Below are 14,215 nucleotides of genomic sequence, written 5' to 3' on the forward strand. Positions count from 1 at the left end.
CCTGCCCATCGACCATCCACCCGCCCGCTTCACCCCCTTCGCCGAACCGCACAGCACCGGTCAGGACACCGCCGGTCACCTCGGGAAGTAGTCGCCCGGTACTCAGCCGTCGAGGAGCGTCTTGAGCGTTCGGTGGCCGCTCGGCGGCGAGAAGTCCGGGGCGCAGTTCAGGAAGGCGAGTCCGGACGGCGACAGGGCCTCGACGGGCGCGCAGAGGAAGAGGCCTGCCCGTCGAGGAGGCCGGCGCGGTAGTGCGCGGCGGCGTTTCTCGTCGATGACCTACACAAGGACGGCGGGGGTAGCGTCTGCCCAGGGTGTGGGGCAGTTCGCGGGCGAAGCGGCGGGCGTCGGAGACGAGGTTGGAGTAGACCAGCACCTCGCTACCTCCCCGCCTTTCATGGCAACCTGTAGAGAGATTCCGATGGCAGGTTTCGCGCAATACGACGGTTACAAAAGAGACTTCGACTTCTCTGTCGGGCCCGCGCAGCCGGACGCCTTCCGGAGCAGAGAATTCGGCGACCGTCTGTGGGCGGACGTCTCGCGCATCCTGGGGACACCCTTCGAGGGCGGGACGGTCACGCCCGACGACTACGACGGATACAACTACTGGTTCGGCAACGACGACCTGAGCGCTTCTCTCTACTCGTGTCCACCGGAATCGGGCTCCGGAGTGCTGGACCAGGCGCCTGCGATGCTCACCGTGATCTCACGGTCGGAGGACGTCGCGAGTTCGGAGCTGGCGGAACGGATCTACGCCGGGCTGACCGCGTCGGACGACTACCTCGTGGTGGTGTTCGCGCACGACGGCATGCCGATCGCCGCGAACTTCGACATCGGCGACGACTGGTGAACCGGCTGGCCGTGACGCCGCCCGTCACTTCGGCCGGACCTGGGTCAGCGCCGGGCCCGCCAGCATGATCGCCACGCCGACCGGGCTCGACCAGGTCAGGGACTCGTCGATCACGGCCTGGATGAGGGCGCGGCGGGCATCGCCGTACACGGCCATCGGCTCTAGGCGGTTTCCTCCGGATCGAACCCGTCTGATGTCCCTGGTAAAAGGGATCCCGGCCATCGGACGGGCGGCCCAAGACCGGTCCGGCCATGGCAAGTCACCCGTGCATCCGATGGTCGAGCCGGACAGCCAGGGCGGTTCAGCGTCACGAGCAGGCCCTCCACAGCCGGCGGCGGGAACGGATCAGCAGGCACGGCGGAAGACGGCCGCCGGACCGATCGCACCGGTGCCGAACTTGTCGCGGATCCGGTGGGTGAACGCCGTTGCCCTTGAGCCGGCAGTCGCGCAGGATTTTCCAGTTCTTCAGCCGCGACAGGCCGTGTTCCACCCGGGCTCTCGCCCGGCGGTGGACAGCGTTCTCCGCCTCCTGCTGTGGGCTGAGGTGTGTCTGGCCCCGCCGTTTGCGGTGCGGGATGAGCAGGCCGGTGCCCTGGTATCCGCCGTCGGTGATGGTGGGGGCTCCACGGCAGGTCCGGTCGACGCCGGACTCGGTGAAGGCCCGGCAGTCGTTGCGGCTTCCGGGCAGTGGCAGGCCGATTGCCACCACCAGGCGGCTGTGGGCGTCGATGACCACCTGGAGGTTGGCCGAGTACCGGTAATTCTTGCTCGAGGCCGCGACGCTGCGGTCGCGGGTGGGCACCAGAGTGCCGTCGACGATGTGGACGGTGTCCTTGCGCGGCCGCCGGGCAGGCGAGATCGCCGGCAGAGGCGCCAGGTGGTCCAGGATTCTGTCGGCCGCGGACCTCCACACCCCGAACAACGGCGCCACCTGCCGCAACGTGAGATTCGTGCGCCAGTACGTCGCCACCAGCAACACCCGGTCCTCCAAGGACAACCGCCACGGCCGGCCACACTAATGTCACCACCACGACGCCGCACCAGCGCCACCAACCTGGCGAACTGCACCTCGGTCAAACCCGCGAACGGCTCGATCCACTTCGGATCACCCGCTGAGATCACCCCCCCATGCCCACCCCACGCACCAACCGCCCCAACGGTTACGGGACAACCTCGAGTGCCGTCGGTGCTCGGTTCTGCTGGAGGCCCGGGCGAAGGGGGTCCCGCAAGCGAGACGAACGGACGAACCACGCTCATCTCCCCCGCTGCGAAGCGGAGTTCATACCCACCCACCCCGAAGCAACCGATCACGTTCGGAAAGCCGATGGCGTCTCAATGGACCGTTTCTCGGCTGATATCGTTGCAACGGGACCCGGTGGTCGCGTGCCGTCGGCAACTGCATCGCTCCCCGCCGAGACCGAGCCGACGCGTACAGCATCGCGGCCCTCATACAGAGTGCGCGTAATGAGCGCCAGATCCACTGAACGATTTGTCAGAATCGAATGCAGGATGACTTCGGCCAACAACAAGGCTCCCGTGGGTACGTACGAAGCGGTTTCCGTGCACTTCGAAGATCTTGATGCGTACGGCACGGTCCATCACAACAAGTACCCCTTCCTCTTCGAACGGGCTTTCAACAGCTACTTGAATCGAAAGGGGTGTTCCCTTTTGGCCGTGCTTCGAGATCTCCCATCGGGATGATTCAGGTCGTCCGGTCCATGCAACTGACCTATGACGCCCCCATCACCAGGCTCGGGGAGATCCAGGTGCAGTTCTGACTCGAGCATGCGGGGCGCACGAGTTTCATGTACAAGTTCGTTATTCTGTCTGCTGACCCGCGCGACCGTCCATGCCAGCGGAACACGAGGAATGGTGAACCTCGATGCCAGCACGCTGCGGCCGGCTCCGCTGACCCAGGACCTGTTGGACTTCAGCCGACCGCTGATGTCGGACGAACTTTTGGCGACGCTGGAGGCGAGGGAGGCACAGTCCGCCTCACCGGATGGACACGTCCCTGGCGTTTGAGCGGGCTTCGCTGGGCCAGCACCTCCCAGGTCGCCCGGCCCGCTGTGCGGCGACCGGTTTCAGTGCGTCGGATCCGTGTGGTGTTCCGATGTCGGCGAAGTGCCGCAACACCGCCTGGTGCACCGCACGCAGACCCCGCTCATGAGGTGCGTAGCGTCCCCGCCCAGCCTCGCCCGACTACATCGAGAACGTCCGGCTCGCAGCAGCCCCGGGGGCGACGGCCTCTGCCTGATCCGTATCGGTGAAAGCCTCGCGCAGCGCGGCCACGCAAGGGACGTCGACAACCGTGCCGTCGCCCTCCCGATACAGACGGCACGACACACTCGGCACCCCTCCGGCCTGGACGAAGCGGTCCACGCCGTCCAGCAGGAACGTCGGCGAGCCGTTCATTGCCCCTGTCCGTCGCCTCCCTCACTGGCCAGTGATCCCAGCGGCGCGCCTTTGGCACTCATGGTTCAGCCCGACTGAAGCACGCCAGCCATCGAGGGTGTGAACGCGTGAGATGCAGTGAGAAGAGCGCCGTGGACGGCTGAGGACGCCGCCCGCCTGACGTAGCGGTCGCTATTTGGAGGCCATACATCACGCTCTTGGTGGATCAGAAGAGAAACCGCCCCGTGCACGCTGGCACACAGCACTCTGGCGGTTTCGGTCTTACTCGTCACAGGTACCCCGGCATCAACACAGGCTGCGACCTTGTCTCGGAAATAGCGGAAGCATTCATCTTCGTTCCGGCGGCTGGCTTCGGTGGCCTCACCGGCCATCACCAGTCGGTACTGGGAAGGATGACGAAGTCCAAATGCGATGTAGGCGACGCAGGTTTCGTAGAGCGCCGTAACGGGATCGGGGATTTCCCGGGACACTGCTTCCAACTCGATGAACAGTGAGCTCCACACACGCAGGCACGTCGCATGGACGAGTTCCCTCTTCGAGGCGAAGTGGAGGTAGACGGCTGGCGGGCTGACTCCCGCACTTGTTGCTACTGCACGAATCGTAAGAGCGTCGGCGCCTCCGCCTTCCAGTAGCTGATCGGCGATGTCGAGAAGCTGGTTTCGGAGCAGACCGCCCTGACCTTTGGCGGCGCGAACCCGGGAACCGGTCACAGATACGAGCCTCCGTGAGAGGGCGACCATACGAAGGTGACGAAACCGCGATGCCCCGAACGTGCGTGACGAGGCATCAAGATGCCTTCGGTTTGATGGCGGTGACCACTTGGGTTACCGGGCGCACAGTTCACCTTCGTCATCATGAATGTCGACCTCGATGACAGTGTTGCGCCCCAGACGCAAGGGACGAGCTGTCGCAACGACGCTCGTGCGTGCGGGCCGAAGGAAATGCGTGCTCGACTCCACGGTGGCTGGTGCGGCGCCGGCTGGACCGTTGAGGGCGGCGCACACGGCAGCACACACATCAGCGAGCCCCATCAACGCCCCTCCGTGGAGGCCGCCGCCCACCGTGGAAAGGGAGAGATCGTGCGCCAGTCTGGCTTGAACGCCGGCTTCCGTAATCTCCTTGAACTCGACTCCGAGCGTCTTGGCATACGGCGCGAGCGCGTAGACCTCTTCGGCTTCAAGTGTGACCATGGGCCACTCCCCTCCAAGTTAGTGGCGATAACTTATCTTTGTTAACTCAGGTCGTCAACCCGGGTGACTTCTGATCTGGTCACCACCACCGTGATGTGGCGGTGGCTCGTTGAGTCGGCCGTGGGGCGGGGTACCTGGAGTTGGATTGTTCCGGACGGGTTGCGGGAGATCCCGAAGCCGTAGATCCGGCCGCAGGGCAGCAACGCAGGACACGCCTGATGAGACCCTGTTCGCGGCCATCAGCTATGTACTGGTCCAGCGGCTGCGCCTGGCTCACGTTGCTGCCGTGCTTTGGCATCTCCAAGTCGACCGCCCACCGCCGATTCCTGATCTGGTCCCGGGCCGGCGTGTGGGCCTGTCTGCACGAGGCCGTGCTGCACCAACTCGACCACGCGGTCCTGATCGACTTCGGATGAAAGCCCGTGGTCGAGGGTCACCGAACGAGACACGACCCGCACAAAGGCCGACACTGCAAGCCCGCACCGTCAGGCTGGTCATTGTCTCGTCACGGTGGCGGGACGGAGGAAGCTGAGTCGGGTGTTCCCGCAGTAGCGGCCTCCCTGGAGGGCGGCACCTGGATGGCGGGGGAAGCCGGAGCCTGAGACGTGGAGGGGCTTACTGAATGCGAGGGGGAGTCGGCGGGACGGACCGGGCTGTCTGAATTGCTGTCCGTGACGGCCAGCAGTGCGCAGGCAGCAACCACAGCCAGGCCGAACAACACGATGACGATCCGGCGAGGGGGGAGGAAAGACCGTCTGGACCTGGTGGGAAGGGCGGCGGGCCGCAGGTGTGCCAAGTCAGCGCTGTTGGCCCGGGCTTCCAGGGCCTCGCGCAGTCGTTGTTCGATCTCCGCGTGGTGGAGCCGGCTGCGCCTCATCGCTGGATCTCCGCAAGGCGCCGGCAGCGGGAAGAGCTGGAGCGCGGCTGAGAGGGGTGCTCGGTCATCGAGGTACCTCCAGGTGTCTGCCGAGAGCGTCCAGGGCCCGGCTGGCGGTTGATTTGACCGTCCCACGGGAGACTCCGAGGGTGTCGGCGATCTGGGCCTCGGTGAGGTCTGACCAGTAGCGCAGGACCAGGACCTCGCGCTGCCGGCGGGTGAGGCGCTGCAACGCGTTGATGACTTCTTGATGGGCCTCGGCGAGGAGCACGCTCCTGTCGGCGGACGGGACATGGCGTTCCCGCTCAGGAATGTAGGCGCGTGCCGTACGGCGCCGGCGCAGAACCGAGCGAGCTCTGTTGACCACACTGGTTCGCAAGTAGGCCTCGGGGTCGTCCAGCTCCGCCAGCCGACGGCCGTGGCGGCGCAGGAGAGCGACGAAGGCGTCCTGTACCACGTCCTCTGCCGTCGGAAGATCGTCCACCAGAAGCAGTGCCAGCCGCACAAGCACCAACCGTCGATGGTGGTAAAGCTCACTGAAGCCGTGCTCGTCCCCGGCTGTCACCGTGCTGGGGGGCACGGCTTCGAACAGCCTTCTCCCGCTGCCCTTCCGGCCGGCCCGCGAACGCAGCGCGAGTGTGTTCTGCGTTCGGCGTATCAGGTCCACTCCGCCGCAGAACAAGGGGCGCACTGGTCTGCACATGGTCCGCCACCAGGCGAGCGACGGTGCTGCGGTGGGGATCGCCGCTGTTCTCACATGTCTCCTGGACGTCACAGTGCCGGTCCGTCCGCCCGGGACCCCGGGCGGGCGGACCGCTGCTGGGCCTGAGCCCTGCAGCGTTCTTTCACGTGGTGTCGCCGAACGACCTAGCGTCGATCAGCGGGCCGAACGCTGAAGAGCTTCACCTGGCCGCAGCCGCGAGTTGCACAGGCTGTGCGGGCTTGGCGTCGTCCGGGACGTCCGTTTCCGATCCCGGTACGTAGGGCTGTGCGGGCTTCGCGTCAGCCGGGACGTCCGTCTCTGAGCTCGGAGCGGGCGTCTCCGACCCGGAAACGTAGGGCTTGGCGTGCTTCCCGGTGGAAGTGGACGTCACCGGAGAAGCAGCCTGCGCCTTCTGTGCCTCGGTGGGTGCATCCGACGAGGCGGGTGCGGCGTGGGCGGTGAAGGCTCCCCCCAGGGCGAGCGCGGTGCCCACAACCGAGGCGCCCAGCGCGGCGCGAAGCCGGCTCGGACGGGGGCTGCGGGCAGCGGCGTGACGTACTGACATGTTCGGTCCTCTTAGTCATCGGTCTTGGCGGTTGGGTGACCGACCGTCAGGGGTGGCTTCCCTTGCGGCGGCTCAGTGCTGGAGGCGCATCCACCCCAACAGACGTCCCAAGACCCTCGGGGTTGCGGGTCGGGCGAGGCGGATACAGGCCTGATTCAGTGATCCGTGTCACTGAGGCCGGGGTTGGGGCCGGGGTATGAGCTGGGTGCAGAGGATCCCGCGGGCGCGAGGTCGACGGTGATACACGTGTGCCGCCCGGACCGACTGCCGACATGGCGCACCCCCCTCATGTCATCGAACCTGAACTCGCATGACGAGATGGGTGTAGGGACCGAGGCGCAGCAGGGTGTAGCCCTTGCCGTCGGGCTTCCGAGCCTCGATGTGGATGGCGTGGTGCGCCGGTTCCATGTCGACCCCATCGGTAGGCCGGTGTAAGTGCCCAGAACGTGCCCGCTGGGAGCGAGACACCACAATCCGACAAGGGCGTTGACGGCGAAAGCCGCGTAGCCGACGGAGGTGACAACCATCGAGATGGCCGTGCCGGGAACCGTGGGGACGGCGAAGCACCAGCAGGCCGATGACGAACAGGCCGACGCCGTAGCGCATGGCCCGCACCTGTCGCAGCCGGGAGGAGGCGTAGGCGAGGGGCACCACGCACACCAGGGATGCTCTGCCCCCAACGCTGCACGGAAGGGCATCGTCGCGGCGGAGCTCGCCCACCACTGTCGACCAGTTGGGGCCCGGCAGATGTGGGATCGTCGACGGTGTCGGGACGCCTTCCTGCTGGGGAGAGCAGGCCCCTTGCGGCCTGCTCTGCACAGGCGTGCCGATGCTCCTCGTGCGGTGAGGCTTCCCCAAAGGCCGCTAGCTCCCCTGCTCGGTGGGCCTGTTCTACAGCATGCAGTAAATTTTTCGGTCGGACGACCTGCGACGAGGTCGGATCTTCTGAGCGGCAGCCCCTGGGTGAGCCACGGCGAAGTTGACGACGCTGCGGTCGACCGTCAAGAAACCCTCAGGTGCATCGGAGGGTGCCCGTCAAGTTCGCCGAGAAGGATCGGAGCCTCAATCCACTACCGATGAGGGATGCAGGCATGGCTACGCTCTTGTACCGGCTGGGCGCGTTCGGCGCCCGACGGTGGCGAACGATGTTGGTCGCATGGCTCTTGGCTCTGGGAGCGGTGATCGGCCTCGGGTTCTCGTTCGCGGGATCCTTCCAGGACAGCGGCTCCATCCCCGGGTCACCGGCACAGACAGCCCTGACCAAGATGGACCGTCACTTTCCCTCTCCGGACGTGCAGTCCGCGCAGATCGTCTTCCAGGCCCCTTCCGGCCGGAAGGTGACCGATGCCGACCTGCAGAGGTCGCTGGCGTCCACCCTCGCCGCCACGAGCGATGTGAGCGGCGTGCGCGAGGTCAGCGACCCGGCCGGGGACGGCACTGTCTCCGATGACGGACGTACCGCGGTGGCGGAGGTCGGTTTCACCACCAAGGCGGACGAGGACGTACCCGCCGGCACGCTCGACGCGGTCAAGGCCGCAGGCAGCCAGGCCGAGCAGGCGGGTCTGAAGACCATCTACGGAGGCGACGCCTACGAGGAGTCGCACCCTCCCGTCGGGCCCACCGAGCTGATCGGAATCGGCGTCGCGCTGGTCATCCTCGTCATCACCTTCGGATCGCTCGCCGCCGCGGGACTGCCGCTGCTCACCGCCATCCTCGGCGTGGTCGGCGCCATGGCGGCCACGATGGGCCTGGCAACAGTGTTCGGCGTGAGTGACAACGCGCCCACCCTGGCCATCATGCTGGGGCTCGCCGTCGGCATCGACTACGCCCTGTTCATCGTCTCGCGCCACCGTGCCCAGCTCGCCTCCGGCATGCCCGTCGCGGAGTCCATCGCCAGGGCCAACGCCACCGCGGGCAGCGCTGTCGTCTTCGCCGGCGCCACCGTGATCATCGCCCTCGCCGGTCTCTCCGTCGCCGGCGTTCCCATGCTGACCTCCATGGGCCTGGCCTCCGCGGGAGCCGTCGCCGCCGCCGTCATCCTGGCCCTGGGCCTGCTGCCGGCGCTGCTGGGAATGCTCGGCCGGAGGCTTATCCCCCGGCCCGGTGCCCGCGCGCGCCGCAGGAAGGCACGCGGTGGCCGGACCCCGCTGGGCGTGCGCTGGACCGAGGGGGTGCTGCGCCGCCCGGTACGCACCCTGATCCTCGGATCCGTCAGCATCATCGCCCTCGCCCTGCCGGCGATGCAGCTCGAGGTCGCGGTCACCGACGAAGGCAACAGCCCCACCACCTCGTCGAGCCGTCAGACCTACGACGCCATCAGTGACGCCTTCGGCCCCGGAGCGAACGGTCCTCTCGTCATCCTCGTCGAGGACGACGACCCGACTGTCATCACCGCCACGGCCACCGCCGTCGAGAACACGCTGGATGACGTCAAGGGCATCGCGGACGTCAGTAGCGTCGACGTGGCCGACGACAAGACCGCCGCCCGCATCCAGCTCATCCCCACCACAGGGCCCCGGACGACGGAGACCAGCGACCTGGTCGCCCACCTGCGCTCCGAGATGCGACCCCTCGCACAGTCCACCGGCAGCTACATCGCCGTCACCGGGATGACCGCCGTCAGCATCGACGTCGCCGACAAGCTCAGCGGCGCACTGGTCCCCTTCGCGATCGTCGTCGTCGGTTTCTCCCTGCTCCTCCTGATGATCGCTTTTCGGTCCGTCGCCATCCCCCTCAAGGCCACCATCGGATTCCTGCTCTCGGTGGGCGCCGCGTTCGGAGCCACGGTCGCCGTCTTCCAATGGGGCTGGCTGGCCGGCCCGCTGGGCGTGAGCAGCGAGGGCCCGGTGGCCAGCTTCATGCCCATCATCGTCATGGCCGTACTCTTCGGACTCGCCATGGACTACGAGGTGTTCCTCGTATCCGCCATGCGGGAGGACTACGTCCACCACCGCAACGCCCGCGTCGCCATCGTCGCCGGCGCCCGCAACGCCGCCCGCGTCGTCACCGCGGCCGCCCTCATCATGATCTCGGTGTTCGTCAGCTTCCTGTTCTCGTACGACGCCGACATCATGCCGATCGCCTTCGCCCTGGCCTTCGGAGTCCTGGTGGACGCCTTCCTGGTCCGCATGACCCTGGTCCCCGCGGTCATGGCTCTCCTCGGCGACCGGGCCTGGTGGCTGCCCCGCCGACTGGACCGCTTCCTGCCTCATCTCGACGTCGAGGGCGGAGACTTCCACGCCTCCGACACCCCCGACGCCACACCTCAGGTTCCCGTCCGACCCTCCACGCCCGTAGGCACGTGACGCGATGAACAGCCAAGCCGATACCGGGACATACAGCGCTCCCGCCGCGCTGACGCAAGCAGTGGTAGATGCCGGGCAACCCACCCCGCCCGTTCAAGGAGCACGTATGAACACCGTCGACACACCAGGCACCACGGACCGGGTGCTGGTGATCGATGACGACCCCGGTATACGGCGCCTGTTGATCTCGGCTCTCGGCTTCGCCGGCTTCGAGGTCGACGTGGCAGGTGAACTGACGGAAGCCCTGGAGCAGATCGACCGTCAGCCTCCCGACGTCATCGTTCTCGACGTCATGCTGCCCAGTGCCGACGGATTCGAGATCCTCCAACTGCTCAGGTCCCGTGCGGTGGACGTGCCGGTCCTCTTCCTCACGGCCCGTGACGCCGTCGAGGACCGCGTACGGGGCCTGCGCCTGGGCGGGGACGACTATGTCACCAAGCCTTTCAGCGTCGTAGAGGTCGGCGCCCGCCTGCAGGCTCTGCTGCGCCGCGCGCGCAGCGGATCATCCGCCCCCCGAGGAAGCACCGCTGTGCTGCGCTGACCTGGTCATGGACGATCGCCGTCACGAAGTCCGTCGCGCAGGCCAGGCCGTCGAACTTTCACCCACCGAATACCGACTCCTGCACTACCTTCTGAGCCATCAGGGGCAGGTCCTTTCACGGGCCCAGATCCTCGAGGCTGTCTGGCAGTACGACTTCGGTGGAGACACCGTCGTCGTCGAACGCTTCGTCTCCAACCTCCGCCGCAAGATCGACCAGGGGCGCACCCCGCTGCTGCACACCGTCCGAGGCGTCGGCTACACCCTCCGAGAACAGGCCCAGAAGTGAACCTCCGCAGCCGCGTCACCTGGTCCCGCTCCAGCGTCCGCCTGCGCCTGCTGGCCGGCCTTGCCGTCCTGCTCGTGTCCGGCCTGACGGCCAGCGCGGTCATCAGCGCCTCCCTCCTGGAGGACTTCCTCGACAAGCGTTACGAGAGGACCCTCGAAGCCAGTGCCGACCGGCTCGCCGAGGTGATCGACCGCGGACCTCAGACTGCCGACGCAGACCAACTCGCCGCTCTTCTGGGGACACCGCTCGGGATCGTCGTCGTCGACACGGACGACAAGGTGCTGGAGAGCACCGGCTCCGCCACCACGGCAGCCGACGAACTCGTCGCACTCTGCGCCAACGCACCGGCCGGCGCCCTCGTCACCTACGACGGGGACGAGGGCGAGCACGGCCTCGCGGCGGTTCGCATCCCCAGCCCCGGACTGACCATCGACCGCGGCCGCACCGAGGACCTCGTCCGGCCGGCCGCCCTCATCCTGACCATCGACACCTCCGTCGACGACAGCACCGTCGACTCAGTCATCAGGCGTCAACTGGCCCTCGTCGGAGCCGCCCTGCTGGTACTGCTGGCACTCGCCGTCATCGTCCTGCGCCTTGGCATGAGGCCCCTGGCCCGCATGGCCCGCACCGCGGACGCCATCGCCGAGGGCCACCTCACCGAACGCCTGCCGGCCAGACGCAACGGCAGTGAAGTCGACCGGCTCGCCGAAGCCGTCAACCGGGCCTTCGACGCCCAGGCCCGAGCGGAGGCGACCGTGCGCTCCCTGGCAGCGGACACGTCCCACGAACTGCGCACTCCGCTCTCCACGATCTCCGGCTGGCTCGACCTGCACCGCCAGGGCGGTGTCTCAGGGCCGGGCCTCGAAACAGCCCTGGAGCACATCGAGAACGAGGTCGGACGCATGCGTCTGCTCGTCGAAGACCTCGCTCTGCTCGCCCGCCTGGACGCCGGCCGGCCCGTCGAGCGGGACGACGTCGACCTCACCGTCCTGGCCGCCGGCGTCATCGAGGACGCCCAGATCATCTATCCGCAGCGCAGCATCACCCTGGCACCCGCACCGCCTGCTCCCGTCGCCGGCGACGCCAACCGCCTGCAACAGGTCCTGCGCAACCTCGTCGGCAACGCCGTCCAGCACACCCCCGCGCAGACCGCCGTATACGTGGAGATCACCCACCAGCGTGACGAGGTCCAGCTGACCGTCGTCGACAACGGCCCCGGCATCTCCGCGCAGGACCTGTCGCGCGTCTTCGAGCGCTTCTGGCGTGCGGAGGCGAGCCGCAGCCGTGCCTACGGCGGCTCGGGTCTCGGCCTGGCCATCGTGGAAGCCATCGTGCACGCCCACCAGGGCCAGGTGCGCGTGCAGTCGGAAGTGGGAGTCGGCACCAAGGTCACCATCTGCCTTCCCCACAGGCGGCCCAGGAGCTGACACCCCGTCATGCGTCCGCTGGACTGGCGTCCCGCTGAGCGACTGCCAGGGGATGCCCTCCCGCGTCGGCCGGTGTGGCTCCGCGCTATCAGCCGGAGAAACGTGCCGCGAGGCGCGAGGTGTTGGAGTCCCGGCTGTGCGCGCGCATCAGCTCTTCCGCGCGGTCTCCGTCTCCTGCTGCGATGGCGTCGTAGATGGCGCGGTGCTGGCGGTAACGCTCCCGTACGGCGCTGCGCCGTTCACTGTTGACCTCGTCAAGAAGGCTGCCGCGCCGTTCGTCCGTGCCGAAGGCGTCGACCATGTGCAGCATCTGGATCAGCGTGGAATTACCACTGGCCTGGTCGACCGCCGCATGGAACTGACGCATGCAGTCCAGCAGTTCCACGACCAACTCGCGCTCGCTCGGACCGTCCGTACTCGCCGCGTCGAACTGGCCGACCAGTTCGTCAGCCCTGTCGAGCAGCGCGCACATCGCCCGCCGCTGTGGCGCCGTCGACTTCTCCGCCGCGAGTCGCGCGGACAGTGCCCGCAGTGAGTCCTCGATCATCGTGAACTCACGGAGTTCGCTCTCCTCGAACTTGGCGATCCGCACGGAGCGGGGGCCGACCCTCTCAACCAGCCGGTCCTGTTCAAGGCGCCGCAGTGCTTCACGGACAGGTGTCGCGCTGATGTCCAGCGATTCGGCCAGACCACGTTCAGTCACCTTCTCGCCGCGCTGGAGCGAGCCTGAGATGATCGCTTCGCGAATCGCCGCGTAGGCCTGGTCCCCCAAGGTCACGGGTGTCATGAGCTGCGGCAACTGTCCCATACTGCGGATGCTATTTGCTGTAGCGTGTTTGGGTCAACGGTCATTGACCTGTACGAGACCCCTGTGGTCTCCCTACCTGTAGAGGGCACCCAGGCGAAGACTGCGTCTCACTGTACGGCGCAGGCAACGTGTCCTTTCTCCCGCGGAAAGCCACGGCGGAACGGGGTACCGCATGAAGATGTCCATCGACGACCTGCAGTTCTTCCAGGTCGTCGCCGCCAGCGACACGCTCACGGCAGCGGCACACCAGCTCGGATGTTCACTGCCCGTCGTCAGCAAGCGGCTGAAGGCACTGGAGGAACGCCTCGACGTCCGTCTCGCCCAGCGGGGCACACGCCGGCTGGTCCTGACCTCGGAGGGCGCCCTGTACGCGAGCAGGCTCGACGCGATCCTCGACCAGCTCCGCGAACTCGAAGAGCTCGTCACCGACCGCTCCGGGGCTCTGCGCGGTTCTCTGGTCGTCCAGGCGACCCTTGGCCTCGGCCGAGCACATGTGGCCCCGCTGCTGGCCGAGTTCGCGGGGACGCATCCCGAGCTGCAGGTGCAGCTGAACACCTCGGCGCTGCCTCTGCGACCACATCAGCGCGGGTTCGACGTGGCTGTGCACGTCGGCAGTCCGCCCGACTCCTCGCTGCGGATGCGTCGCCTGGCGGAGAACCGTCGTGTGCCCTGTGCCGCACCGTCCTACCTGGACCGGCGTGGCGCTCCGACGCGGGTGGAGGATCTCGCGCAGCACGACTGCATCGTGCTGCGCGAGAACGAGAGCGACTTCGCGCTCTGGCGGTTCGGTGATGTCGGTGATCCGCGCCATGTGCGGGTGCGCGGTCCGTTGTCGAGCAACGACGGTGACGTGGTGACCAACTGGGCTCTGGAGGGGCGCGGCGTGATCATGCGTTCCGCATGGCATGTGGGACCTCACATCGAACGTGGTGAGCTTGTTCGCGTGCTCCCTCACGTGCCGACACCTGCGGCCGACATCTACGCCCTGATCGAGGATGACGGTCATGTCCCGCGCCGAGTGACCGAACTCATCGAGCATCTTGCGATCCGCTTGCCAGGCCGCCTGGGACGTTCCAGCTGAACAAAGCCGCCTTGAGAGGTCCCGGTTTCCGTTCGGGCACGTCGAGGGGCCCGCTGTCTCTCGCGAGCGGCTTTCCCTCGCGGAAAATTCACCTTGCCCGTAGCGGGCTTGAAGCGGGTGCCACCGGTCGCCAAGGTGGGCTCACACCGCGGCAGATGAGCTGCCCT

General features: G+C 67.2%; 12 protein-coding genes and 2 pseudogenes. 7 read left to right on the forward strand and 7 right to left on the reverse strand.

The genetic code is table 11. The features are described 5' to 3' along the window. The first annotated feature begins 421 nt into the window (after positions 1-421). Positions 422-850 carry a hypothetical protein gene (locus ACFWJX_RS36645; protein WP_383250798.1) on the forward strand — a complete coding sequence of 143 codons (429 nt, stop codon included), beginning with the start codon at positions 422-424 and terminating at the stop codon, positions 848-850. Between the two features lie 24 nt (positions 851-874). On the opposite strand, the gene ACFWJX_RS36650 is transcribed toward ACFWJX_RS36645, so the two are convergent. The 5 genes and pseudogenes from ACFWJX_RS36650 to ACFWJX_RS36670 all read right to left on the reverse strand — a co-directional run bounded on the left by ACFWJX_RS36650 (position 875) and on the right by ACFWJX_RS36670 (position 4,455). Next, positions 875-1,006 (reverse strand): hypothetical protein, encoded by a 132-nt coding sequence (locus ACFWJX_RS36650; protein WP_383250800.1) that lies wholly within the window; start codon positions 1,004-1,006, stop codon positions 875-877. 259 nt (positions 1,007-1,265) lie between these two features. Further along, positions 1,266-1,972, reverse strand: a pseudogene (locus ACFWJX_RS36655) (transposase); the annotation flags it as partial. A 1,080-nt stretch (positions 1,973-3,052) separates the two neighbouring features. Beyond that, complete coding sequence (locus ACFWJX_RS36660; protein ID WP_383250802.1) at positions 3,053-3,265, reverse strand: hypothetical protein; 213 nt, start codon at positions 3,263-3,265, stop codon at positions 3,053-3,055. A 65-nt stretch (positions 3,266-3,330) separates the two neighbouring features. Continuing rightward, positions 3,331-3,975, reverse strand: coding sequence for a TetR/AcrR family transcriptional regulator (locus ACFWJX_RS36665; RefSeq protein WP_383250803.1), 645 nt, complete (start codon positions 3,973-3,975; stop codon positions 3,331-3,333). A gap of 114 nt (positions 3,976-4,089) precedes the next feature. Then, positions 4,090-4,455, reverse strand: coding sequence for a PaaI family thioesterase (locus ACFWJX_RS36670; protein WP_383250805.1), 366 nt, complete (start codon positions 4,453-4,455; stop codon positions 4,090-4,092). Positions 4,456-4,575: 120 nt separating this feature from the next. Between ACFWJX_RS36670 and ACFWJX_RS36675 the strand changes: the two are divergent. Beyond that, positions 4,576-4,934, forward strand: a pseudogene (locus ACFWJX_RS36675) (transposase); the annotation flags it as partial. Between the two features lie 462 nt (positions 4,935-5,396). Here the strand turns inward: ACFWJX_RS36675 and ACFWJX_RS36680 are convergent. Continuing rightward, positions 5,397-6,035: a SigE family RNA polymerase sigma factor gene (locus ACFWJX_RS36680; protein ID WP_383250807.1), complete on the reverse strand. Its 639-nt coding sequence runs from the start codon at positions 6,033-6,035 to the stop codon at positions 5,397-5,399. 1,656 nt (positions 6,036-7,691) lie between these two features. On the opposite strand from ACFWJX_RS36680, the gene ACFWJX_RS36685 reads away from it, so the two are divergent. From ACFWJX_RS36685 to ACFWJX_RS36700, 4 genes are all read left to right on the forward strand, one after another. Further along, on the forward strand, positions 7,692-9,905 hold the full coding sequence (locus ACFWJX_RS36685) for an MMPL family transporter (RefSeq protein ID WP_383250809.1): 2,214 nt from the start codon (positions 7,692-7,694) through the stop codon (positions 9,903-9,905). Positions 9,906-10,011: 106 nt separating this feature from the next. Beyond that, positions 10,012-10,446 carry a response regulator transcription factor gene (locus tag ACFWJX_RS36690; RefSeq protein WP_383250811.1) on the forward strand — a complete coding sequence of 145 codons (435 nt, stop codon included), beginning with the start codon at positions 10,012-10,014 and terminating at the stop codon, positions 10,444-10,446. Positions 10,447-10,453: 7 nt separating this feature from the next. Next, entirely contained in the window at positions 10,454-10,732 is a 279-nt protein-coding gene (locus ACFWJX_RS36695; RefSeq protein ID WP_383250813.1) for a winged helix-turn-helix domain-containing protein, read from the forward strand. Next, entirely contained in the window at positions 10,729-12,159 is a 1,431-nt protein-coding gene (locus tag ACFWJX_RS36700) for a sensor histidine kinase (protein WP_383250815.1), read from the forward strand. The genes ACFWJX_RS36695 and ACFWJX_RS36700 overlap by 4 nt, the downstream gene beginning before the upstream one ends. Before the next feature lie 88 nt (positions 12,160-12,247). Here the strand turns inward: ACFWJX_RS36700 and ACFWJX_RS36705 are convergent, their stop codons facing one another. Then, positions 12,248-12,967: a GntR family transcriptional regulator gene (locus ACFWJX_RS36705; RefSeq protein WP_383250817.1), complete on the reverse strand. Its 720-nt coding sequence runs from the start codon at positions 12,965-12,967 to the stop codon at positions 12,248-12,250. A 178-nt stretch (positions 12,968-13,145) separates the two neighbouring features. Between ACFWJX_RS36705 and ACFWJX_RS36710 the strand changes: the two genes are divergently transcribed. After that, on the forward strand, positions 13,146-14,048 hold the full coding sequence (locus ACFWJX_RS36710) for a LysR family transcriptional regulator (protein ID WP_383250819.1): 903 nt from the start codon (positions 13,146-13,148) through the stop codon (positions 14,046-14,048). Positions 14,049-14,215 lie beyond the last annotated feature (167 nt).

Origin of the sequence: Streptomyces sp. NPDC058335, from assembly GCF_042723915.1 — a bacterium.
Taxonomy (GTDB): domain Bacteria; phylum Actinomycetota; class Actinomycetes; order Streptomycetales; family Streptomycetaceae; genus Streptomyces.

Excerpts from the sequence above, each read along its gene's own strand:
- ACFWJX_RS36645 (WP_383250798.1), top strand. The coding sequence starts at position 422 with ATGGCAGGTTTCGCGCAATACGACGGTTACAAAAGAGACTTCGACTTC.
- ACFWJX_RS36650 (WP_383250800.1), bottom strand. The coding sequence starts at position 1,006 with ATGGCCGTGTACGGCGATGCCCGCCGCGCCCTCATCCAGGCCGTGATC.
- ACFWJX_RS36660 (WP_383250802.1), bottom strand. The coding sequence starts at position 3,265 with ATGAACGGCTCGCCGACGTTCCTGCTGGACGGCGTGGACCGCTTCGTC.
- ACFWJX_RS36670 (WP_383250805.1), bottom strand. The coding sequence starts at position 4,455 with ATGGTCACACTTGAAGCCGAAGAGGTCTACGCGCTCGCGCCGTATGCC.
- ACFWJX_RS36680 (WP_383250807.1), bottom strand. The coding sequence starts at position 6,035 with ATGTGCAGACCAGTGCGCCCCTTGTTCTGCGGCGGAGTGGACCTGATA.
- ACFWJX_RS36685 (WP_383250809.1), top strand. The coding sequence starts at position 7,692 with ATGGCTACGCTCTTGTACCGGCTGGGCGCGTTCGGCGCCCGACGGTGG.
- ACFWJX_RS36690 (WP_383250811.1), top strand. The coding sequence starts at position 10,012 with ATGAACACCGTCGACACACCAGGCACCACGGACCGGGTGCTGGTGATC.
- ACFWJX_RS36695 (WP_383250813.1), top strand. The coding sequence starts at position 10,454 with ATGGACGATCGCCGTCACGAAGTCCGTCGCGCAGGCCAGGCCGTCGAA.
- ACFWJX_RS36705 (WP_383250817.1), bottom strand. The coding sequence starts at position 12,967 with ATGGGACAGTTGCCGCAGCTCATGACACCCGTGACCTTGGGGGACCAG.
- ACFWJX_RS36710 (WP_383250819.1), top strand. The coding sequence starts at position 13,146 with ATGTCCATCGACGACCTGCAGTTCTTCCAGGTCGTCGCCGCCAGCGAC.